Annotated in this window: 19 protein-coding genes; 12 read left to right on the forward strand and 7 right to left on the reverse strand. The window is 40.3% G+C overall.

Annotated features, from left to right (window positions below):
• A partial coding sequence (locus Q1R07_RS01975) for an OmpA family protein (protein WP_300485436.1) occupies positions 1–665 on the forward strand: 665 nt, incomplete at its 5' end.
• Between the two features lie 668 nt (positions 666–1,333).
• On the opposite strand, the gene Q1R07_RS01980 is transcribed toward Q1R07_RS01975, so the two are convergent.
• The 3 genes from Q1R07_RS01980 to Q1R07_RS01990 are packed head-to-tail and all read right to left on the reverse strand — an operon-like array spanning position 1,334 to position 6,168.
• Positions 1,334–2,698, reverse strand: coding sequence for a DUF5689 domain-containing protein (locus Q1R07_RS01980; protein ID WP_300485437.1), 1,365 nt, complete (start codon positions 2,696–2,698; stop codon positions 1,334–1,336).
• 16 nt (positions 2,699–2,714) lie between these two features.
• The gene (locus tag Q1R07_RS01985) at positions 2,715–3,326 is read right to left on the reverse strand and encodes a DUF5017 domain-containing protein (protein WP_300485439.1); all 612 of its coding nucleotides are present in this window, start codon (positions 3,324–3,326) and stop codon (positions 2,715–2,717) included.
• A gap of 25 nt (positions 3,327–3,351) precedes the next feature.
• Positions 3,352–6,168: a TonB-dependent receptor gene (locus Q1R07_RS01990; RefSeq protein ID WP_300485440.1), complete on the reverse strand. Its 2,817-nt coding sequence runs from the start codon at positions 6,166–6,168 to the stop codon at positions 3,352–3,354.
• Between the two features lie 138 nt (positions 6,169–6,306).
• Between Q1R07_RS01990 and Q1R07_RS01995 the strand changes: the two genes are divergently transcribed.
• The 3 genes from Q1R07_RS01995 (at position 6,307) to Q1R07_RS02005 (ending at position 9,683) form a co-directional block, all read left to right on the forward strand.
• Positions 6,307–7,413, forward strand: coding sequence for an endonuclease/exonuclease/phosphatase family protein (locus Q1R07_RS01995; RefSeq protein WP_300485442.1), 1,107 nt, complete (start codon positions 6,307–6,309; stop codon positions 7,411–7,413).
• Between the two features lie 66 nt (positions 7,414–7,479).
• On the forward strand, positions 7,480–8,019 hold the full coding sequence (locus Q1R07_RS02000) for a 3-hydroxyanthranilate 3,4-dioxygenase (protein WP_300485444.1): 540 nt from the start codon (positions 7,480–7,482) through the stop codon (positions 8,017–8,019).
• Positions 8,020–8,135: 116 nt separating this feature from the next.
• Positions 8,136–9,683 (forward strand): aldehyde dehydrogenase family protein, encoded by a 1,548-nt coding sequence (locus tag Q1R07_RS02005; protein WP_300485446.1) that lies wholly within the window; start codon positions 8,136–8,138, stop codon positions 9,681–9,683.
• Between the two features lie 143 nt (positions 9,684–9,826).
• Here Q1R07_RS02005 and Q1R07_RS02010 read toward each other — a convergent pair whose 3' ends face one another.
• From Q1R07_RS02010 to Q1R07_RS02025, 4 genes are read right to left on the reverse strand one after another with little or no spacing between them, the layout of a single operon-like run.
• On the reverse strand, positions 9,827–10,375 hold the full coding sequence (locus tag Q1R07_RS02010) for a DUF3575 domain-containing protein (protein ID WP_300485449.1): 549 nt from the start codon (positions 10,373–10,375) through the stop codon (positions 9,827–9,829).
• Positions 10,376–10,417: 42 nt separating this feature from the next.
• Entirely contained in the window at positions 10,418–11,146 is a 729-nt protein-coding gene (locus Q1R07_RS02015) for a metallophosphoesterase family protein (protein WP_300485452.1), read from the reverse strand.
• A complete protein-coding gene (locus Q1R07_RS02020; protein ID WP_300485455.1) occupies positions 11,139–12,302 on the reverse strand; it encodes an ATP-binding protein in 1,164 nt (387 codons plus the stop codon). The genes Q1R07_RS02015 and Q1R07_RS02020 overlap by 8 nt, the downstream gene beginning before the upstream one ends.
• Positions 12,303–12,317: 15 nt before the next feature.
• Positions 12,318–13,070: an SDR family NAD(P)-dependent oxidoreductase gene (locus Q1R07_RS02025; RefSeq protein WP_300485458.1), complete on the reverse strand. Its 753-nt coding sequence runs from the start codon at positions 13,068–13,070 to the stop codon at positions 12,318–12,320.
• A 171-nt stretch (positions 13,071–13,241) separates the two neighbouring features.
• On the opposite strand from Q1R07_RS02025, the gene Q1R07_RS02030 reads away from it, so the two are divergent.
• The 8 genes from Q1R07_RS02030 (at position 13,242) to Q1R07_RS02065 (ending at position 22,174) form a co-directional block, all read left to right on the forward strand.
• Entirely contained in the window at positions 13,242–14,246 is a 1,005-nt protein-coding gene (locus tag Q1R07_RS02030; protein ID WP_136404041.1) for a MoxR family ATPase, read from the forward strand.
• A 73-nt stretch (positions 14,247–14,319) separates the two neighbouring features.
• Positions 14,320–15,186 carry a DUF58 domain-containing protein gene (locus Q1R07_RS02035; RefSeq protein WP_300485464.1) on the forward strand — a complete coding sequence of 289 codons (867 nt, stop codon included), beginning with the start codon at positions 14,320–14,322 and terminating at the stop codon, positions 15,184–15,186.
• A 2-nt stretch (positions 15,187–15,188) separates the two neighbouring features.
• Positions 15,189–16,811: a hypothetical protein gene (locus Q1R07_RS02040; protein ID WP_300485466.1), complete on the forward strand. Its 1,623-nt coding sequence runs from the start codon at positions 15,189–15,191 to the stop codon at positions 16,809–16,811.
• Entirely contained in the window at positions 16,811–17,812 is a 1,002-nt protein-coding gene (locus tag Q1R07_RS02045; protein WP_300485557.1) for a VWA domain-containing protein, read from the forward strand. The genes Q1R07_RS02040 and Q1R07_RS02045 overlap by 1 nt, the downstream gene beginning before the upstream one ends.
• A gap of 2 nt (positions 17,813–17,814) precedes the next feature.
• Positions 17,815–18,849, forward strand: coding sequence for a VWA domain-containing protein (locus Q1R07_RS02050; RefSeq protein ID WP_300485469.1), 1,035 nt, complete (start codon positions 17,815–17,817; stop codon positions 18,847–18,849).
• Positions 18,849–19,613, forward strand: a complete 765-nt coding sequence (locus Q1R07_RS02055) for a tetratricopeptide repeat protein (RefSeq protein ID WP_300485472.1) — start codon at positions 18,849–18,851, stop codon at positions 19,611–19,613. Before Q1R07_RS02050 ends, Q1R07_RS02055 begins: the two co-directional genes overlap by 1 nt.
• Positions 19,614–19,667: 54 nt before the next feature.
• Positions 19,668–21,425, forward strand: coding sequence for a BatD family protein (locus Q1R07_RS02060; RefSeq protein ID WP_300485475.1), 1,758 nt, complete (start codon positions 19,668–19,670; stop codon positions 21,423–21,425).
• Positions 21,426–21,430: 5 nt separating this feature from the next.
• Complete coding sequence (locus tag Q1R07_RS02065) at positions 21,431–22,174, forward strand: tetratricopeptide repeat protein (RefSeq protein WP_300485478.1); 744 nt, start codon at positions 21,431–21,433, stop codon at positions 22,172–22,174.
• Positions 22,175–22,248 lie beyond the last annotated feature (74 nt).

Below are 22,248 nucleotides of genomic sequence, written 5' to 3' on the forward strand. Positions count from 1 at the left end.
CGGGTGTGGACAACATCTATATGGCGATTCCGGTTTGTGGTGTGGAAGTGGTTTCTTTGGTTAGAGACGCGAAAACAGGTGCTAAATTATCAGGTGCTCGTGTAGCGATCTTAGACGAGAAGAACAACATCATCTCTACTAAAACAACTGAAGCCGATGGTACGGTATCGTATGCGGTTGAGTGTGATAAAGCGTACACTATTCAAGTAGCGAAAGACGGTTATGAAAGCAACAACTTCCCGGTTAGCAAAACCAAAGGTGGTATTGTAAACATCAGCGCCGACTTACAGCCAATTGATGTTATTGTTACTGAAACAGAAGTTATCTTAAACGATATCTACTTTGAATACGACAAGAGCAATATTACCCAACAAGGTGCTTTTGAGTTAGACAAGTTAGTTCAGGTAATGAAAAATAACGCAGCTATGGTGATTATGGTTAAATCCCACACTGATAGCAGAGGTAGCGATAAATACAATATGAATTTATCCGACCGTCGTGCAAAATCGACAGTACAATATATTATCTCCAAAGGAATTGCTAAGGACAGAATCTCCGGAAAAGGTTACGGAGAAAGTGAGCCTAAAGTAAACTGTGGTGATAACTGTACCGAAGAAGAATACGCGAAAAACAGACGATCAGAATTCCTGATTGTTAAGAAGTAATATAACACCTGACAGGTTTTTAAAAACCGGTCAGGTGTAAAAAAGTAAAGGCGACCAATTGGTCGCCTTTTTTATTTATCTTTTTAGAGGTGTCTTTGTTGTTGGTAGGTATTTTATTACTGCGTGTGAAATAATGCGGCAGAAGGCTTAAAAATAGTGTTTTAAATGATGTGGATCATGTGGTGGAGATTTTGTTTTGCCAGTACTTTTAGAAGCCTCATTTATCTTCGCGTTGACGCGGATTTGTAATCCGTGCAATTTGTACTACACCTGACAGGTTTTCAAAACCTGTCAGGTGTAAAAGATGAAGAAGCGAAAGAGGTGTGAAAAAGTAAAGGCGGCCAATTGGTCGCCTTTTTTGGATGTCTTTTTAGAGGTGTCTTTATTGTTGATAAGAGTTTTGTTGTTTCGTGTGAAATAATGCGACAGAAGGCTTAAAAATGGTGTTTTAAGTAGTATAGATCATGTGGTGGCAGATTTTGTTTTACCAGTACTTTTAGAAACCTCATTTATCTTCATGTTGGCGCGGATTTGCAATCCGTGTATTAATAGCTACACCTGACAGGTTTTTGGAAACCTGTCAGGTGTAAAGAGCGAAGAGGTGAAGTATTTAGAGGAAATAAAAAAAGCAGCCAATTGGCTGCTTTAAAAATATAAGATTCTATTTTTTAGTTTACTGTAATATCATCAACCTGCATTGTAGTTGTAATAGTTGGTGTTCCCGAATGTTCGAAAACAAAATAACCGTTACCTGTTAAACTACCAGGAATGTTATAGGTACCACTAGACTGGAATGTTGAAGCCGATTGTCCTGTAGCCGGTGTAGAAATACTGAATGAAGAGGTAATATCTACAAAGTTAGCCAGGTTAATTGGTCCACCAGCAGTATAGTTAGCAGCAGTTACATAGTATACTTTTAATACATTACCCTGATAAAAACGAGCCAATGTTTTGAATGCAAATGTATTGGCAGCTGTAAAATCAACAGGTACAAAGAAATACGTTTTAGCTGTTACACCACCACTTCCGAAAGAAGTCATTTCGATGTATTTGTTTCCGGTATTAGCCGGGAACTGTTTTAACTGCCAGTATCTTCCTCCAATAGTCTGATCGTTTACATATTTAGGGAAAGCTGTTAAGTTAACCGCATAACTTGTAAAATCTTCGGTGAAAGATCCGTTAAACTGAATGTTTGTTCCTCCCTGAGCAGTACTGATATAGAATCTTGGGTTTTCCAACATAATATCTCTTTCTGTACGAGCAAGGAATTGGAAATCACTGTTGTATTTTGTTAATACACCACGTACTTTTCCACTTTTGTTAGGTACCATTTTAGCAGCAAACTTAGCGAACTCACTTGTTCTGAAAATAATTTCATGACCGGTATTGTCTGTAAGTTTCCAGTTGGTTGCACCACCGATGGTAGCCGTACTGTTAGCATCATAATAAGTCGATCCCATTGCAGCATCGTTAAACTGAACATTGTCAAACTCGATAAGTTTGTTAATGTGGTTGTTGTTTAATGCCTCAGCAATAGTCATGTGTGATACTAATTCATCTTCATTTACGAAATCACAAGACGCTTTCGCTGTTCTTCTGAATTCTTCCGGTACCAAACGTCCTACGGCATTTCCTTGGTATAAATCACCAATTACCAATGAACTGTGTGCAATCGCGATATAACGGTTTTTTAGGCTTACGTATACTTTTCTTCCCGGTTCGAATTCGGTGTAGATGTTATACATATCAACCGGAATACTGAAACCTCTTGATTTGTCAAGTGTCTCTAAAGAAACCGTTTTGTAAAATGTACCACCTTCATCGCTCGATACTACATAAGCTTCGATAACATCGTCGGCTGTAATTTGCGTCGGAGTACCGGTAGCAACTGTAAAAATATCAGCAACTGTTTTTGTCGGTGTTAAGGTATAACAAGGGCTATCCGCTTTAGGATAATGATCGCCATTCACACAGCCGGATAATATTCCAGCTGAAAGTGATGCGAATAAAAGGGATTTAATTGAAATTTTCATCGTTGTATTTTTTAGCTTAGAATATTTTTACGTTGTCAATCATATAAGCTCCGGAAAGTGCTGTAGCAGTACCTCCGGTTGCTTTAAATCCGATGTAAATTGTACCGGAATAGTTAGCAAGATTGATTGCACCCGCTTTAAAAAAGTCGTAGTTATGTGTGCTTCCCGCTAAAGGTGGCGTAAAGGATACCTGAGTCCAGGTAGCATCCGTTACGTTAGTTCCATCATAATCGGTAGAAATAAAAACTTCTAATTTATTGTTTACCAAATCGGTTACGTGGTGTTGTGCCACGTCGAAAGTTAAACGTTTTTTAATGGCTCCGTCGATGTTGATTCCCGGTGTTACGATCCAGGCAACATTCGATGCCTGTCCGCTGTTAAATGGTGTAAACTCGGCATATCCGTTACCCTGATATCCGTTTTCAATCCATTTTTTAGTACCTACCTGTGCGAAGTTAGTCCATCCTTCAAAATCAAATGGCGTATTGGCCACAGCAGTCTGGAAATCTTCAAAATAGATAGCCGGAACAATTGGTGGCAAATTAGTATCGTCTTCTTTAGTACAGCTGCTCAAAGCACCTAAGGCAACCAAAGCAACACAAAGTGTTTTTATATTAAAATTTTTCATGTGAGTTCTTCTTTACTGGTTTAAATTAGAATGTTAAGTAAACATTTACGAAATACGTTCTGCCGTAACCGTAGAAATATTTCGATCCGAATGAACGGGTACCGCTGGCATAATCCATATTTAACTCTCTGTAGTTCGCGTTTCTAGCTTGTTCGAAACCTCCAGTTTTGTAAGTAACATCAAAGATGTTGTTAACACTTGCAAAGAAACCTAAAGTATTTCCGCTAATTCTCCATGATTTACCACCTGTAAGGTTAACCAACATGAAAGAATCGAATTTCTCCTGGCTTAATAACTGACGTGCTCTGTCTTCTGTAACTTCCGGATACGATACTCCAGAACCTCCAGGTTGCATAAAGAAGTTGTTTGTACGGATTAATGGATCTACTTCAACATAACTGTCATCTAAGTAGTTTGCATTGGCTCCGATCCACCAGAATTTAGGATCTCTATATTCAATTCCAAGAGAGTAAGCCTGTTGTGGCATACCACCTTGTCTGTAGTTTTTAAGGTAAGAATCACCGAAGTTAACAATCGGGTTAAGACCCGCTGCCTGACGTGAATCGATGTTAAGAAGTACCGTTGGGTTGTTGCTGTAGATGTATTGACCATATGAAGCAGAACCGGTAACTTTAATTGTTTTAGACAATTGGTACTCTAAACCTAACTCTAAACCGATGTTTTGTTTGTCGATATTTTTTGTGATCTCAGCCACAAAGTCATTCTCACTGTCGTTACCACCATCTTCGATAGCTCCTAAACCTTCTGCATAGAAGAAACCAACTTTAGTTGCATCTTCGATTTTAGAGTAGAATCCGGTTAAACGTGCTTTTAATTTTGGTGCTCTGATGATATAACTTGCATCAACACTTGAAATTTTCTCATCTTCTAATCCACTAACGATACTGTTGTTTAAACGAGCGTTGTTGAATGCATTTCGCAACATAGGTGCTTTAGTCATATAAGCAGCGTTAACACTTAACATGTGTTTTCCAGTGATTTTATACGTAAGTCCTCCTTTAAATCCGTAGTTGTTGAATTCTAACTTGTCGCTTTTTCCAAATGAGTTGTTCGCATATAATCCGTTTCTGTAAAGACCTTCTCTCTGGTATCTTGTCTGAGAGAATGTTTGTGCTAAATAGAAATCGAATTTGTTGTATGTAAATTTAAACTGTGTAAATGCATCCGCAACGATAGCGCGCATGATGTAGTTGTATCCGTAACGGTCACCAGCGTTAACAACGCGGTTCGGGTTGTTTAAGTCACTTTGAGACTGACCAGCTGTAAAACCGTTTCCTTCGTAGAATAAATCAGTATCAATAAAACCATAATCTCCAAGTGGGTCTAACATTTTCTGGAAGTTTTCCGATTTTAATGAACGGAAGTTAATTCCTGCATTTAAAGTAATGTTATCCGATAATTGAGAGTTTAAGATAGAGTTGGCAGTCAGGGTAACATCTTCCATACGGTCTTCATACAAAGCATAGATACTGCGTTTGTTGATTTCGTTTGCATGGTACATTCTTTCCCAGTTGATCTGGCTGTTGTTGATGAAATCCGTTCTTGCGATATCAGCCTGTGCATAGTTTGGTGTATGCGTTGGTAAAGAACCGTCAGCTGGAATATTGTGTAAGTTTAAATAATAACTTGGTAAGTTTTTGTAGTACGTTGGATCAGGGTTGTTTCCTCCGTTATAGTCTAATCTGGAATTCCCGATTCCTCCTGATTGGTAAGAAACATTCGTGTTTAACGTGTTTTTCTCGTTTATTTTCCAGTAGTGGCTCAACATTAAGATTGGCTCATCAACGTTTTTGTCTCTTGAGTTTCTCTTTTTACCATTTTGCCATCCCCAATACGAGTTGTACTCTGTACCCATTAAGTCAGTAACTTCCTGAGTGTTTGGTGAATTTTTACCTCTGCTGTTTTGAGCGTAGATAGAAGTAAAGTTAATACTGTGTTTGTCATTGAATTTTTTCTCGATACTTGCGAAAAGGGAATTAGCAGAATAATCTGTTCCTTCGAAGTAACCTTCTTTAGCCCATCTTCTGGATCCTGAAACCACAAATGCCCATCCGTCTTTGTTCATTCCGGAAGCATAAGTTGCCATAGTTCTCCAGCTGTAGTTTGAGTTTGTTCCTGAAAACGAAACACGTGTTCCAGGACGGTAAAAAGAAGCTCTAGTGTTTATCTCCTGTGTACCTAAAATGTTACCAAAGGTATAATCGGAAGGAGCAGATCCCATAGTGAACTCCTGGTTTCTGGTCGCGTCATTAAGACCTCCCCAGTTACTCCACTGTGGTCTTCCGTCAAAAAGTTTGTTCATTACGATACCATTAATCATAGTAGTACCATACTCGTTATCCAAACCTCTGATTCGGAATCTTGCCTGACCCCAGTTGAAAGCAGCAGCTTGTTGGTAAGTGTCGCGGGATGCCTGTAGCAAACCTGCAGTACTCTCGGAACCACTGTTGTCATCTCCAAGATCATTTTCTGTGATGGTGATCAAGCTTAGTTGTTGCTCAGATGTAATGTCTTCTTCCAAGAAAACCACACCCAAATCCAAAGATTGCCCTTTCACAATGCTAAGTGTAAAAGTCTGGGTAGTGTACCCTGTACTTCCTACAGTTAACTTTTGTTGTCCTTCTGTTGCTACATCAAAAGAGAAAACACCCGCTGCATCTGTTAAAGCAGACTGGTTAGTGCTTAAGATGGTCGCAACAACATTTCTTAATGGTTTTTGCGTTTTAGAATCAACAACTTTTCCCTTTAGTGCTGGGGAATGTTGTGACCAAACAAAAACGGCTTGCAGTACAAATAAAATACTAAATACAAGTTTTTTCATAAATAAAATTAAGTTAATTTTTTGTTTGCCAAGTCTTAATAAAAACTTAACAGCCTGCAAATGTACATCTTTTAATAATATTATTTACTTTTGGCCCGGAGTTTGTCTCAAACTTGATGTTAATTTAATATACCTTACATGAAAATTAGAAATTTCATCGCGCTTTTAATTGTATGTTTCTCATTTAATGGGATTTACGCGCAAAACAAAAAATTCAAAGTGTACACTGTTGCGTTTTACAACCTGGAAAACCTGTTTGATACAATCAATGGGCCGAACAATGACGAGGAGTGGTTGCCTAACGGTACACAACGCTGGACCAGAGCAAAGTATCAGAAAAAACTGGCTAATTTAAGTCGTGTTATTCCGGAAATCGGAACCGGTGAAAATCCACATGCTCCGGTAATCGTAGGATGTGCCGAAGTTGAAAACAGAGGGGTATTGGAAGACCTGGTAAAGCAACCGGGAATGATCGAAAAAGATTATGGTGTGATCCATTTTGACTCTCCGGACAAAAGGGGAATTGATGTGGGCTTTTTATATCAGAAGAAACACTTTAAGCCGTTAAGCTATAAAAATATACCATTATATATATATGAAAACGAGCAAGGTCTGAATAAAAAAGACAAAGAAGAAGGTGATGACAAGGTAGAAGTTAATGTGAATCTGGATACCAAAACCAGAAGAATATATACTCGTGACCAATTATTGGTAACCGGATTATTAGACGGTGAAGAAATCAGCGTTATCGTAAATCACTGGCCATCGCGTTCCGGAGGTGAGAAAAAAAGTAGCCCGTTCCGTGAAGCTGCCGGTGCTTTAAACAAAAAAATTATCGATTCCCTATACCGAATCAACCCGAATGCTAAAGTAATTACTATGGGTGACTTGAACGATGGTCCTTATAATAAGAGTGTAAAAGAAGCTTTAGGTGCCAAAGGGAAAAAAGATGACGTTAAAGAATTCGGAATGTTTAACCCGATGGAGCAAATGTCTAAAGACGGTATCGGTACATTAGCCTACCGTGATGCATGGGATTTATTCGACCAGATCATCATTAGCGAACCATTGATCCGTAAAGATTATTCGTCATTGCGTTTCTGGAAAGCAGGTGTGTTTAATAAACCGTATCTGATCCAGAGTTCAGGGCAATACAAAGGCTATCCGTTGCGTAACTCCAATGGTGAAGTCGGATTTAGTGACCACTTTCCGGTGTACATTTATCTGATTAAAGAAGTGAAGTAATAATAAAGGCAGGTTTTTTTAACCTGCCTTTTTCCTTTTTTGTACTTTAGTACAAACATTCAACCTATGGCAATCCAACCCCCTTTTAATCTTAATCAGTGGATTAATGAGAACCGGCATTTGTTAAAACCGCCGGTTGGCAATAAAAATATATATGTAGACGCTAACGACTTTATTGTAATGATCGTAGCCGGTCCTAATGCGCGAAAAGACTATCATTATAATGAAACGGAAGAAATCTTCTACCAACTGGAAGGCGATATTAAAATCGTAATTCAGGAAGAAGGTGTGCGAAAGGAAATGCCGCTCAAAGCCGGCGATATGTACCTGCATCCGGCAAAAATACCGCACTCACCGGTGAGAAGTGAAGGTTCCATCGGATTGGTAATCGAACGGAAAAGAGCCGGAAAAGGGTTTACCGACGGATTACTATGGCATTGCGACAATTGTAACCATAAATTATACGAAGTGTATTTCGAATTAAATGATATCGAGAAAGACTTCCTGCCGCATTTCCAGCATTTTTACAACTCAGAAACCCTACGAACCTGCGAGAAATGTGGAACCGTAATGGAATCCGATCCGCGTTTTGTCGCAAAAAAATAAAAAAATACAAAGGTTATTGTTGCGGAAACATAAGCGTAAAAGTTAATCCTTTATAATGCTAAACAAAAAACAGTAACTTTGTGAAAAATAAAAACACACGAAAATAACTTAGAATAATGGCAACAGCAATTGACCAATTCGGTATTCAGGAAGCGCTACAGCAATTAGGGCTTAAAGAAATAAACGAAGGAACATCAACCGGATCAAACTGGTTTTCAAATGGTAAAATTATCGAATCGTATTCTCCTGCAACCGGAGAATTAATCGGAAAAGTAAAATCATCAACGAAAGAAGATTATGAAGCAGCCATGAAAACGGCTGAAGAAGCTTTTAAAGAATGGCGATTGATCCCGGCTCCGAAAAGAGGAGAAATTGTGCGCCAAATGGGTGAAGCACTTAGAAAATATAAAGAACCCCTGGGGAAACTGGTTTCTTACGAAATGGGTAAAAGCCTTCAGGAAGGTTTAGGTGAAGTTCAGGAAATGATCGATATCTGTGATTTCGCAGTAGGATTATCCCGTCAGCTTTACGGATTAACCATGCATTCCGAAAGACCAATGCACAGAATGTACGAGCAATGGCATCCGTTTGGAGTAGTAGGGGTTATCTCTGCTTTTAACTTCCCGGTAGCCGTATGGAGCTGGAACTCAATGTTGGCTTGGGTTTGTGGAGACGTTTGTATCTGGAAACCAAGTTCAAAAACACCTTTGTGTGCGGTAGCTTGTCAGAATATCATTGTTGAAGTATTGCGCAACAACAATGTATCGGAAGGTGTTAGCTGCTTAGTAGTAGGTAATGAGTCTGGTGATTTAATCAATAACGACAAACGTATTCCATTGGTATCGTTCACAGGTTCTACAAGAATCGGACGTCACGTATCTAAAACCGTAGCGGAGCGTTTCGGAAATACTATTTTGGAATTAGGAGGAAACAACGCCATTATCGTTTCAGAACATGCCGATATCAGCATGGTATTGGTTGGAGCGGTATTCGGAGCGGTAGGAACTGCCGGACAACGTTGTACCTCTACAAGACGTTTAATCGTTCACGATAGCGTTTACGACAAAACAATCAGTGTATTGAAAAATGCATACGGACAATTAAAAATCGGAAATCCATTGGATTCTAACAACCACGTTGGACCGCTAATCGACAAAGGTGCGGTTAACGATTACCTGAATGCTATTGAAAAAGCAAAACAGGAAGGAGGAAACATTATCGTTGAAGGTGGTGTTTTAGAAGGTGAAGGATACGAAAGCGGATGCTATGTAAAACCATGTATCATCGAAGCGAAAAATGAATTCCATATCGTTCAGGAAGAAACATTCGCGCCGATCTTATATGTGATGAAATATTCAACTATCGAAGAAGCGATCGCTATGCAAAACGGAGTGCCTCAGGGATTATCTTCGTCGATCTTTACCAACAACATGAGAGAAATGGAATTATTCCTTTCTCAGGCGGGTTCTGATTGTGGTATCGCAAACGTAAACATCGGAACATCTGGTGCTGAAATCGGTGGTGCTTTTGGTGGTGAAAAAGAAACCGGAGGAGGACGTGAGTCAGGATCTGATGCGTGGAAAGCGTATATGAGAAGACAAACGAATACCATCAACTACGGAACAGCGTTGCCATTGGCACAAGGTATCAAGTTTGATTTCTAATCGATACATCTCTTATAGAAAAAGGGCTGTCTACAAAAATAGACAGCCCTTTTTTATTTTTAACACCTGATGACCAGATATGTTATTTAGATTTCTAACACTTGACAGGTTTCCAAAACCTGTCAGGTGTAGCATTTAAAGTTTTAAAAACGATACCCGATACTTACTCCGGCGTTAAATTCAAGCGCGCTAAAACGATCGTTTACCGCACGGCTAAAGTTACGTCCGATATTAGCATACGGAGCAATCGCAAATTTATTGTTCCAGGCCCATTTGTATCCGGTTCCAAAACCGATGATAAAACTGTTCATATCGGTAGTGAGGGTTACTTCCACATCGTCGATGACTTCTTTTTCGTTAAAATCACCAAAACGGTATTTTAAAAATGGCGATAGGTAATAACCGGAATTGCTTTCGCCATTGGCTCCTAAATAAAAATTATAAGAGGCTAGAATACTATTGGTTTTAAATTCTTTAGCACCACCACTCTTTTCAGTAGTATAGGAAAAACGATCGTTAATCAGAAATTCAACCCCGATAGACTGGTTGTTGTCCAGGAAATGCTCGTAGCCTAATTCCACTGATGCCAGTACGAGCGTATTTAAAATATTAACTTTAACCTCGTTCTTGGATTGTGCATTGGCAAAAAGGCCGCTCAATAGTACGCCTAAAAGAATAATGTGTTTTTTCATGTCTCAAAATTTTTACAAAAGTATAAAAATTGGACGAAACACTTAGTTACGTCCTTTTTCGTTGGCGTAAAGTTCGTGTAACGGATCACTTTGCCAAAAGGATTTGGTATCGACATCCATAATGGTTAACCGGCCTTTAAACGCAGCTCCGGTATCGACATTCCAAACATTGGCTTTGTTTACCGGAACGGTTTCACCAATTCGGGTTACCGGCGTATGACCGATAAAGATTTCGTGATATAACGTAAGGCGTTTTGGGTAAAACAAATCGTCTTTCGAAAGCGCCGGGTTTAACGACATGGCCGTTTCCCATAACGTTCGATCCCAACAGAACATCCCGCGGAAAAACTCGTAATAAACCCCTTTCTGATTCGTAAAACCGGCATGAACATACAGTCGGTTCTGTTCGTCGATATAATAGTCGTTTAAACGCGCCAGAAAACCTACGTGACGGTCTTTGGTGTGAATGTCGAGATCCTGATAAGCATCTACAGTCGATTGTCCACCGTGGATACGCCATTCGGCATTGTCGTCGCCGGCTGTTAACCAGCGTAAAACCATTTCTTCATGGTTGCCGCGGATAAAAAAACAATCGTGGGTTTTGTCCAGTTCAATTAAAAAATCGATTACACGAGGCGAATCACTCCATCCGTCGATATAATCGCCTAAAAACACTAATTTATCGTTTGTAGTAACCTGGGCGCGCTCCAGAATCTGATGTAACGCTTTCAGTCCGCCGTGTATATCTCCAATAACTAACGTTCTACTCATTATTCATTCCGTATTTCATTTTTCGTAAAATGCGCATGGCTTCTTTAAACGACACATAAACCGTAGGATTATCGTGCGCCTTAAGGAGCAATTTGGCATCAATAAGTTTTTGTTTGGCCTCGTCAAATCCATTCAGATAACAGATCATTAGGGTCGAAGGCAGGTTTTCCAGGTCTTTGTTCTCGCGTTCGGACAACGGTAAACCTTTTTGCAATTTACGGATTAATGCCAAATTGGAGTTATAAATATGAAATAACATTTTCCGGTTAAATTCCGGTGGCTCGAAAAGCATCTGGTTGTCGATCTTGTAATAACCATTGTCATAAAACCGGATGCTGACTTGTTCCAACGGGTAATAACTCGTTTTGTCGTTTAATCCTAAAAGCAGGTATTCGGTGATCCTAAAACAATCGTCCGAATAATCTACCGTCACTTCGTCTAATGCCGAATAAAAAAGTTTGACCTGTTCGTTGATTAATTCGATATCAACCCGGGATAAAAAAGTCGTGTCCCGTATTTTCTTTTTGTTTCCGGCCCAGCAAACAATGAAGAATTCCTTAAAAACCTTATACTCGGGATTCATGTCCTTGTGCCGGTTGTTCATAAAATCGATAACGCCTTCCAACGTATATTCAATGCTGTTACGGGAGTTGTTTTCGATACTGATAACGGTTTCGGTATTGGAACTCGCTGCGGGTTCCTGTGAAAAATCCGGCTCGTCAATCGGGATCGAATTGCTGCCGCGTCGCATAAAAATGGCTTTGGCCGGTATGGTATAAATCGCTTTTTTAAAAGAGGACATTTTATGCGTGGGTCGAATCGTAACCAATCCGACAACCTTGTCTTTTGGTAAATGCGGAAACGGAACGTTTTCGTACTGAATCCGCGGTGGATTATCCAAAAAAGCATTGACCAGATTCTGAATCCGGCTGTCGTCGAAAAAGTCGTCGCCCACAATTTCGTTGTCCTGATCTTCCACACCAACCACAATATAGGAATTGTTCGTAGGGTTGGAATTCGATAACGCACAAATGTGCTTTAAAAACTTCGCCTTGCCTTCTTTGGTATGCAGGTTCAGCTGACGTTTTTTGTCATAGAAGCTGCTCTCATCGTTATGAGCCAATAGGTTTTTGATAAGCAGGCGCTTGTTAATCATCGAATGAAACGAACTTTATAAATTTTTATTTACGATTGTAGACGTAGCCTGAGCAGTCGATAAGACCATCAGGTCGGCAATGTTAACATGATACGGTCTCGAAATTACAAAGTGGATAATATCCGCGATATCTTCGGCCAGTAAAGGCTGAAAACCTTTGTATACGTTATCGGCACGATCGGTATCGCCTTTAAAACGCACTTCCGAAAAAGCCGTGTGAACCATGCCCGGATGGATACCGCCAACTTTAATTCCGAAAGCATTCAGGTCGATCCGCATACCCTGCGTAATCGCGTCAACAGCGTGTTTGCTCGCGCAATAAACGTTTCCGTTGGGATAAACTTCCTTTGCAGCGGTCGATCCGATGTTGATAATATGACCGGATTTGCGTTCGGTCATTTGTGGTACTATCGCTTTCGAAACATACAACAATCCTTTTACGTTAATGTCGATCATCGCATCCCAGTCATCGGTGTTTCCGGTTTGAATCGGATCCAGTCCGTGGGCATTTCCGGCATTATTGATCAGAATGTCGATTTTTGAAAAGTCCTCCGGAAGGGACGAAATGGCTTTGAAAACCGAATCTTTGTCCTTCACATCAAAGACAAGTGACGTAATTTGTGTATGTTTTGCTAAATCGCTTTCTAATGTTTCGAGAATTTCTTTTCTTCGTCCACAGATAATCAGACGATATTGATGACGGGCCAAAAGCTCAGCTGTCGCTTTTCCGATTCCGCTTGTAGCACCCGTGATAAGAACTGTTTTCATGGTAATTAAATTTCAGATCTTAAAAATATAAAAACAAAATCATAATTCAGGCTTAAAAAGAAACGGTTACCAAGACTTTTAACCAATTGTTAACAACAAAACACTAAATAAATTTTCAATTTGCAGTGTTAAAATAACTTATTTAATTTCACGGCTCAAAAAAACATAAAAATGGACGACACCACAGCTACTTTAGACATTAGAGCAATTAATGAAAAAATAGAGAGAGAAAGTGCTTTTATCGATCTGCTGACAATGGAGATGAACAAGGTGATTGTAGGTCAGAAGCACATGGTAGAACGATTATTAATCGGACTTTTAGGACAAGGACATATCCTTTTGGAAGGAGTTCCGGGATTGGCAAAAACATTAGCCATCAATACCCTGTCGCAAGCGGTTCAAGGTTCTTTCAGCAGAATTCAGTTTACGCCCGATCTTTTACCGGCGGACGTAGTGGGAACCATGATCTATAACATCAAACAAAATGACTTCTCGATAAAAAAAGGACCGATCTTCGCCAATTTCGTATTAGCGGATGAGATTAACCGTGCTCCGGCAAAAGTGCAATCGGCATTACTGGAAGCCATGCAGGAAAAACAGGTAACCATTGGCGACGAAACCTTTAAATTGGACAAACCATTCCTGGTAATGGCAACCCAAAACCCGGTGGAACAGGAAGGAACCTATCCGTTACCGGAAGCGCAGGTCGATCGTTTTATGTTAAAAACGGTAATCGACTATCCTAAAATGGAAGACGAGCGTATGGTTATCCGTCAAAACCTGAAAGGAAGCTACGAAAAAGTGAACGCGGTGATTTCTTTGGATCAGATCCGAAGAGCACAGGAAGCGGTTCGCGAAGTCTATATGGACGAGAAAATTGAAAAATACATCCTGGATATCATTTTTGCTACCCGTTATCCGGAAAAATACAAACTGGCCGATTTAAAACCATTGATCAGCTTCGGAGCTTCTCCAAGGGGAAGTATCAACCTGGCTACAGCGGCTAAATGTTATGCCTTTATCAAACGCCGTGGTTATGTAATCCCGGAAGATGTTCGCGCCGTGGTTCACGATGTGTTGCGTCACAGAATCGGAATTACCTACGAAGCAGAGGCCGAAAACATCACTTCTGTAGAGATCATCAATAAAATTGTAAACGAAATCGAAGTGCCTTAGAATATAGATAACTGATTTTTAACCCTATTGCCAGACAAAAGGATCGAATCGTTAATCTGTAATCACTCTTAGAATGGATACCAAAGAGCTTTTAAAAAAAGTACGAAAAATAGAAATCAAAACCCGAAGACTGAGCGATCATATCTTTTCGGGCGAATACCATACGTCCTTCAAAGGACGGGGGATGACGTTTTCGGAAGTGCGCCAGTATCAGTTTGGCGACGATGTTCGTGCGATCGACTGGAATGTAACGGCACGTTATAACGAACCGTATATCAAGGTTTTCGAAGAAGAACGTGAACTCACGATGATGTTGCTGGTCGACATCAGTGGATCGGAAAGTTTTGGAACCCGTAACCAGCTTAAAAAGGATGTGGTAACCGAAATCGCGGCAACCTTAGCTTTTTCGGCGACAAAAAACAACGACAAAATCGGATTGATCTTGTTTTCGGATCAGATCGAATTGTTTATTCCGCCTAAAAAAGGGAAATCCCACGTGTTGCGCATCATTCGCGAACTGATCGAGTTTACGCCAAAAAGCAAAAAAACCGACTTTTCGCAGGCGTTGAAATTCCTGTCAGGTGTTATGAAGAAGAAAGCCATCGTATTCGTGATTTCGGATTTTATGACTTCCGATTACGAGCAAACGCTGAAAATTGCCGGAAAAAAACACGATGTAACCGGAGTAAGGGTATACGATGTCCGCGAAGAAAAAATGCCAAACATCGGAATGGTACATATGGAAGATGCCGAAACCGGCGAAACCTTATTGGTTAATACCAATTCGAAATCGGTTCGGACAGAATACGAAAAACACTATCTGGAAAACGTAAAATATTTTAAAGAAACGTTTTCCCGTTGTGGTTCCGGAACGGTTAGTACCCGTGTGGACGAATCTTATGTAACCAAGTTATTGGGTTATTTTAAAGCAAGAACCTAGAAATGATAAAGAATAAGTTTTACATACTGCTGTTTTTAATGCTCGGTACTGTGGTTTTCGCACAGCAAAAACCGGTGCAGGCTACGGTAGATTCGACAAAGATCAAAATAGGATCGCAGTTTAACCTGACGTTAAAAACAACAGTAGACAGTACGACACAGGTCTATTTCCCGGATAGTAAAACATTTGGCTATCTGGAAGTACTGGAATCCTATCCGGTGGATACCATCAAAAAAGCAAACCGTTACGAGTTAATCAAAAGATACGGCCTGACGCAATTTGATACCGGAAAATATACGGTACCGCAATTACCGGTGATCATCAATAACAAACAGTTCCTGACCGATTCGCTGGCGATTCAGGTTATGGGTGTGGTGGTCGATACGACCAAACAACAGATGTACGATATCAAACCGGTGATCACGGTTAAAAAACCAATCAGCAACGTTTGGAAATACAGTATTATTCTGGCTTTGATAATTGGTGCCGGGTTTTTGGTGAACTGGTTGCTAAAACGCTATCAGAACAAAGACAGAAAAGTAGAAGAGATTTATGCGACACCTATTGAAAAAGCAACGAATCTGCTTCAAAATCTGGAGAAAAAAGAGCTTTGGCAAAATGGGGATGTAAAATCCTATTATTCCGAAATGACCGATATCACGCGTACCTATATCGAGGAAACCATTCAGGTTCCGGCGATGGAAAGTACGACGGCCGAATTGCTTACCGCCTTGAAAGAAGCGGTGATCAAAAAGAAAATGGGCATCAAAAAGGATACGTTCGAAACCTTTGAAAAAATCCTTAAAAATGCCGATCTGGTAAAATTCGCCAAATCCAAACCGCTGGATTTCGAAATTGCCTCCGACCGTAAAAACATTGAAGGGATCATCTTTACCATCGAAAAATCCATCCCGAAAGAAGTAGAACAGGCGATTGTTGACGAACGATTACGACAAGAACGATTATTAAAACAACAAAAAGTACGACGAATCCTGATTTCAACAGCGACAAGTCTTGTGCTTTTTATTGCCGCCTTTACCTACTTCCTGTCGACCGACGGATTGGATTTTATTAAAGACAAACTAATCGGTCACAGTACCAAAGACCTTTTAAAAGGCGAATGGGTAAAAAGCGAATATGGAGAACCGTCGGTGATTATCGAAACGCCAAAAGTGTTAAAACGATTTAGCGACGAACGCGTTCAGACGAATTTACCGGCCAATATTAAGTCAACTCAGAAATTCCTGTACGGAAGCCTGATCGATAATTTTAGTATCGCCGTGAATACAACCACGTTTAAAGATTCACTTCGCGCGGATAACGATGCCATTCTGAATGAGAATATTACCCGATTTGAAAAAACAGTCGGAGCCAAAGGAATCATCGTAAAAACGGATGATTTTGAAATCAAAGACGGATTTACCGGAAAAAGAGGTTATGGAACGATGACGATCTTTAATCCGGCGAAAAACGAAGACGAACGAATGGAATACCAGATTATTATCTTCTCCCAAAAATTCGGAATACAGGAAATTGCACTGGTATACCGCGAGGGAGACGAAAATGCAAAAGAAATAGCCGACAGGATTGTGAAATCCATTGAACTTAGAAAAGTAACCGAATGATGAAGAATATCTCTTTTTTACATCCCGAGTTTTTTTGGCTGTTTTTGGTAATACCGGTCGTAATCGCGTGGTATTTCTGGAAAAGAAAAAAACAATCGGCGACCTTAAAAATCAGTTCGGTAAAAGGATTTAAAGGAACAACCTCGATTTTACCAAAGTTAAAACCGTTGTTGTTTGTACTGCGCATACTAGCGTTAAGCGCGATGATTGTCGCTTTAGCGCGTCCGCAGTCGACCGATGTAACCAATAAAACCCGTACCACCAGTGGAATCGATATTGTAATGGCAATTGACGTTTCCGGAAGTATGCTGGCCAAAGATTTAAAACCCAACCGAATGGAAGCACTGAAACGTGTGGCTTCCGAGTTTGTAAAAGAACGTCCGAACGACCGGATCGGATTGGTGGTGTATGCGGCCGAAAGTTATACCAAAACACCGGTAACCAGTGATAAAGCCGTGGTGCTTGAAGCCTTAAAAGGCGTAAAGTACGACAATGTATTACAGGACGGAACCGGAATTGGGGTAGGATTGGCAACTGCCGTTAACCGATTAAAAGATAGTAAAGCCAAAAGTAAAGTAGTGATCCTGTTAACCGATGGTGTGAATAATGCCGGGTTTATCGATCCGAGAATGGCATCCGAAATCGCCAAAGAATACGGCATTAAAGTCTATACCATTGGAATCGGAACGAACGGGATGGCGGAGTTTCCCTATGCGATTGCACCAAACGGGCAATTCCTGTTCCGCATGATGCAGGTGGAAATCGATGAAAAGCTGATGAAAGAAATCGCAGCTACCACCGATGGAAAATACTTTAGAGCGACCAGTAATAAGAGCCTGGAAAATATCTATAACGAAATCAATAAACTGGAAAAAACCGAAATAGAAGAAATGCGTTATTTCAACTATGATGAGAAATACAGACCGCTTGTATTCCTGGCCTTAGGCTTACTGGTTTTGGAAATTTTATTACGAAAAACTATTTTTAGAAGTTTTATCTGATTATGTGGCAATTTGAAGAACCAAAATATTTTTACCTGTTGGGCGTGATACCGTTTTTGGTATTGCTTTTCCTGATCAATCTCTATTGGAAACGGAAAAAGCAAAAACAATTCGGTGACCTCGAACTGATTAAAAAATTAAGCCCGGAGAAATCCATTTTTAAACCGGTATTAAAACTGGTGGTGTTACTATTGGCATTGGCGGGAATCATTCTGGCCTTGATCAACCCGAAAATCGGAACCAAAATGGAAACCGTAAAACGACAAGGAGTGGATATCGTTTTTGCTGTGGATATTTCCAAAAGTATGCTGGCAGAAGATATTGCACCCAATCGTTTGGAAAAGAGTAAACAGTTGGTTTCTCAGATCATCAACCAATTGGGAAGCGATCGTATCGGGATTGTAGGATATGCCGGAAGTGCCTATCCGGTTTTGCCGATTACAACCGATTATAGCGTGGCTAAAATGTACCTGCAAAGTATGAATACCGATATGGTGTCCTCGCAGGGAACCGCCTTGTCGGAAGCGGTTAAACTGGCAACCTCTTATTTTGATGATCCGCAAACAAGTAAACTGATCGTGTTGATTTCCGATGGGGAAGACCACGGAGAAGGTTTTGAAGATGCGGTGGAAGAAGCCAAAGAAAAGCGAATCAAAATCCTGACCATCGGTGTCGGAACCGAAAAAGGCGGGCCGATTCCGTTGCGAAATCAGGGCAAAATAGAAGGCTATAAAAAAGATTCCAAAGGGGAAACCGTGGTGACGAAATTATACCCGGAAACCTTAAAAAATATAGCGAAAAGCGCTAATGGCGGTTATGTATATGGTGGAAACACCAAAGAAGTAGTGGAGTTTGTGAAAAACGGATTGGACAATCTGGAAAAAACCGACTTCGAAAGTCAGCAGATAGCCGATTTTCAATCGCAATACCAATGGTTTTTAGGCATTGCATTTGCACTATTATTATTGGATGTTTTCCTACTGGAACGCAAAACAGCCTGGGTTAAAAAGTTGAATTTATTTAATGAAAAAGAATAATGAAGAAGTGGTTTAGTTGTTATTTTCTGTTGTTTTCATTGGTAATGGCGGCTCAGGTCAAAGACCGGAACCTGCCGCGCGGCAATGAAGCTTTCGGCGAAAAAAACTATTCGGAAGCCGAAGCGGATTATCGTATCTCGCAATCTAAAGTGCCAACACGAGCGACTTCATCCTATAATCTCGGGAATGCCATTTACAGGCAAAACCAACCCGGGGAAGCGAAGTTTGCGTATATGAAGGCGATTGAAAATGCCAAAGGGAAAAAGCAAAAGCACAAAGCAATGCACAACCTTGGTAACGTTTTTATGTTGGAAAAAAACTATTCGGGAGCGGTGGAAGCCTATAAAGACGCATTGCGGAATAATCCGTATGACGAGGAAACCCGTTATAATTATGCATTGGCCAAACAGAAGTTAAAAGAAAATCCGCCGAAAAATAATAATAAAGACAAAAACAAGGATAAGAATAAAGATCAGCAGGATCAGAAAGATAAGGATAAAGACAAAGATAAAGGCGACAATAAAAAAGACCAGAATAAAGATAAAGGTCAGGATAAAAAAGACGATAAAGGCGATCCGAAAGACAAAAACGGAGATAAAGGCGACAAAGACAAACAGAACGCCCAGCCAAAACCAAGTGGCGCTTCCAAACAACGAATGGAAAATATGTTGGACGCTTTAAATAACGAAGAGAAGAAAATTCAGGACAAAGTGAAGGCAAGAGAAGTCAAAGGAAGTCCTGTTAAAAATGAAAAAGATTGGTAATCGGACAAAAAAGTATACCTTGTCGGACAAACTAAGTAGTGACACAAAACAACAATGAATAGAGTTATTTTTCTGCTATTATTATGCTTTCAGGGGCTTTTTGCTCAGGTGCAGTTTGAAGCAACCGTGAGTAAGAATACCCTTGGGATTAACGAACGCCTTCGTATTGATTTTACAATGAACGAAGACGGGGATAATTTCAGCCCACCGGCTTTTGAAGGATTCCGGGTTGTAGGTGGCCCGAATCAGGCGGTGAGCTATTCGTGGATTAACGGAAAAAAATCATTTAATAAATCCTTTTCCTATTTTCTGATGCCGTTAAAAAAAGGACCGGCGATCATTAAATCGGCTTCTATTGAAATCGAAGGGAAAATTTATAAAACGAATCCGGTAAAAGTAACGGTTACCAATGCGGTACAGGAAGAAGTAAATCCATATTATCCGCAACAAAAAACCGGCGAAGGAATTCATCTTGTAGCCGAAATTTCCAAAACCAATCCGTATATCAACGAACCGATAACGGTGGTGTATAAATTATATGTGAGCAATACGGCCAGTGTGAGAAACTGGCGCGAAATGGCCAGTCCGAAATACAACGATTTCTGGAGCCAGAATATCGATATCAAAAAACTGGTTGTGGAAAACGGAAAATACAATGGTGAAGACTATCGTTATGTGGTGTTGCGCAAAACCGTGTTATATCCGCAAAAAGCCGGAAAACTCGAAATAGAACCGCTTTCACTGGATATTGAGGTCGACTTACCAACCGGGCGCCGTGATTTCTTCGGGCGTATGGAATATGCCAGCGGTAATAAAACGGTTTCGGCCGGAGCCAAATCGATCAATGTACGCACCTTGCCGGAAGCCGGAAAACCAATCGATTTTACCGGTGCCGTGGGGGATTTCGATTTTAAAGTTACACCGTCGAAAACCACATTAAAAGCAGGCGAATCGTTGAATCTGGTGGTGAGTGTTTCCGGAAAAGGAAACCTGAAATTGTTTAACCTTCCAAAACCGGTAGTGCCAAGTGCGCTCGAAATGTACGATCCGGAGCATAAAGAAAAAGTAACCACACCGCTTTCCGGTATGCAGGGTGAAGTGTCGGATACGTATGCAATCATTCCGCAATACAAAGGAAACTATCTGATCAAACCAATGGTTTTCTCCTATTTCGATCTGAGCGCCAATAAATATAAGACAATCAATACGCCGGAAATAATGGTCAATGTGATGGACGGACCGTCGCCAACTTCAGGTGATAACCAGGTGGCTTCGGTACCCGGAAAACAAAATGTGGTGGCAAACGATCAGTTTCAGTTTATCAAACTAAAAACCAATCTGACCAGCATACATCAAAAAGGATTCTTAGGTTCCGGTTTGTTCTATTCCTTATTGATGGCACCATTCCTGATCATTCCGATAATTGTATTGGCGCGTAAGAAAAAAGAAGCGATCGATGGCGATGTGGTTGGAAACAAAATCCGTCAGTCGAATAAACTGGCCAAACGATTCCTGTCGGAAGCCAATAAGCAAATGGGTAATAAAGAAGCCTTTTATGTGGCAATGGAAAAAGCCCTGCACAATTTCTTAAAAGCAAAATTGAATATTGAGACTTCGGAGATGAGTAAAGAGAATATCCAGGAATTGCTATTATCCAGAAAAGCGACTCCTGAAACGGTTCAAAACTTTTTAGGATTGATGGATAGCTGCGAATTTGCACGCTATACGCCGGCTTCGGTTGGAACCATGCAACAGGATTATGATAAAGCTGTAACCGTAATTTCCGGACTGGAAAAACAAATCACGAACTAATCGCTATGAAAAAGCTATTGTATATCGTCCTTTTAGTTTCCCAGGTATTTTGGGCACAGACTGCTTTTGATAAAGGAAATGATTTCTATAAAAAAGAAAAATACGAAGAGGCAGCTGCCAGTTATGAACAGGTGGTTCAATCCGGAAAACAATCGGCCGAGTTGTATTTTAACTTGGGAAATGCCTATTATAAGATGCATAAAGTAGCACCGGCTATTTACAATTATGAAAAGGCGTTGTTGCTAAATCCGAAAGATCATGCGGCGCAGACAAACCTGCATTTTGCACAAAAAATGACCATCGATGAGATTAAAGTCGTGCCGAAAGTAGGTTTTTCCAAAATGATTAACGATCTGTTGGACGTATTCCATTATGAAGAATGGGCGTGGATTGCCGTTGGATCGTCTGCTTTTTTCCTATTGTGTTTTATTGGCTATTATTTTGCCAGTCAAACCGTGGTAAAGCGAATCTTTTTCTTCGGAATGTTTGTTGTGTTATTGTCGATGCTGATCAGTGTATCGGCGGCTATTGCGGAAAAAGATAATTATAACAGCGAACGACCGGCTATTGTTTTTGCTGAGGTTGTTCCGGTAAAAAGTGAGCCCAAAGCAACTGCTTCAGATGCCTTTGTATTACATGAAGGAGCTAAAGTCTTTGTTCTCGAATCGCTCGATAACTGGCGGAAAATCCAACTGACTGATGATACGGAAGGCTGGATCGAAAAAGATGCTATTAAAGAACTTAAATAATCATATAAAATGCCGGTACTACTACCGGCATTTTTATTCCCAATATTTTTCTGTCCTACAAAAGATATGATTAT

Source organism: Flavobacterium sp. (assembly GCF_030146175.1).
Taxonomy (GTDB): Bacteria; Bacteroidota; Bacteroidia; order Flavobacteriales; family Flavobacteriaceae; genus Flavobacterium.

Coding starts and splice junctions, on each gene's coding strand:
- Q1R07_RS01980 (WP_300485437.1), bottom strand. CDS start 2,698: ATGAAAATTTCAATTAAATCCCTTTTATTCGCATCACTTTCAGCTGGA.
- Q1R07_RS01985 (WP_300485439.1), bottom strand. CDS start 3,326: ATGAAAAATTTTAATATAAAAACACTTTGTGTTGCTTTGGTTGCCTTA.
- Q1R07_RS01990 (WP_300485440.1), bottom strand. CDS start 6,168: ATGAAAAAACTTGTATTTAGTATTTTATTTGTACTGCAAGCCGTTTTT.
- Q1R07_RS01995 (WP_300485442.1), top strand. CDS start 6,307: ATGAAAATTAGAAATTTCATCGCGCTTTTAATTGTATGTTTCTCATTT.
- Q1R07_RS02000 (WP_300485444.1), top strand. CDS start 7,480: ATGGCAATCCAACCCCCTTTTAATCTTAATCAGTGGATTAATGAGAAC.
- Q1R07_RS02005 (WP_300485446.1), top strand. CDS start 8,136: ATGGCAACAGCAATTGACCAATTCGGTATTCAGGAAGCGCTACAGCAA.
- Q1R07_RS02010 (WP_300485449.1), bottom strand. CDS start 10,375: ATGAAAAAACACATTATTCTTTTAGGCGTACTATTGAGCGGCCTTTTT.
- Q1R07_RS02015 (WP_300485452.1), bottom strand. CDS start 11,146: ATGAGTAGAACGTTAGTTATTGGAGATATACACGGCGGACTGAAAGCG.
- Q1R07_RS02020 (WP_300485455.1), bottom strand. CDS start 12,302: ATGATTAACAAGCGCCTGCTTATCAAAAACCTATTGGCTCATAACGAT.
- Q1R07_RS02025 (WP_300485458.1), bottom strand. CDS start 13,070: ATGAAAACAGTTCTTATCACGGGTGCTACAAGCGGAATCGGAAAAGCG.
- Q1R07_RS02030 (WP_136404041.1), top strand. CDS start 13,242: ATGGACGACACCACAGCTACTTTAGACATTAGAGCAATTAATGAAAAA.
- Q1R07_RS02035 (WP_300485464.1), top strand. CDS start 14,320: ATGGATACCAAAGAGCTTTTAAAAAAAGTACGAAAAATAGAAATCAAA.
- Q1R07_RS02040 (WP_300485466.1), top strand. CDS start 15,189: ATGATAAAGAATAAGTTTTACATACTGCTGTTTTTAATGCTCGGTACT.
- Q1R07_RS02045 (WP_300485557.1), top strand. CDS start 16,811: ATGAAGAATATCTCTTTTTTACATCCCGAGTTTTTTTGGCTGTTTTTG.
- Q1R07_RS02050 (WP_300485469.1), top strand. CDS start 17,815: ATGTGGCAATTTGAAGAACCAAAATATTTTTACCTGTTGGGCGTGATA.
- Q1R07_RS02055 (WP_300485472.1), top strand. CDS start 18,849: ATGAAGAAGTGGTTTAGTTGTTATTTTCTGTTGTTTTCATTGGTAATG.
- Q1R07_RS02060 (WP_300485475.1), top strand. CDS start 19,668: ATGAATAGAGTTATTTTTCTGCTATTATTATGCTTTCAGGGGCTTTTT.
- Q1R07_RS02065 (WP_300485478.1), top strand. CDS start 21,431: ATGAAAAAGCTATTGTATATCGTCCTTTTAGTTTCCCAGGTATTTTGG.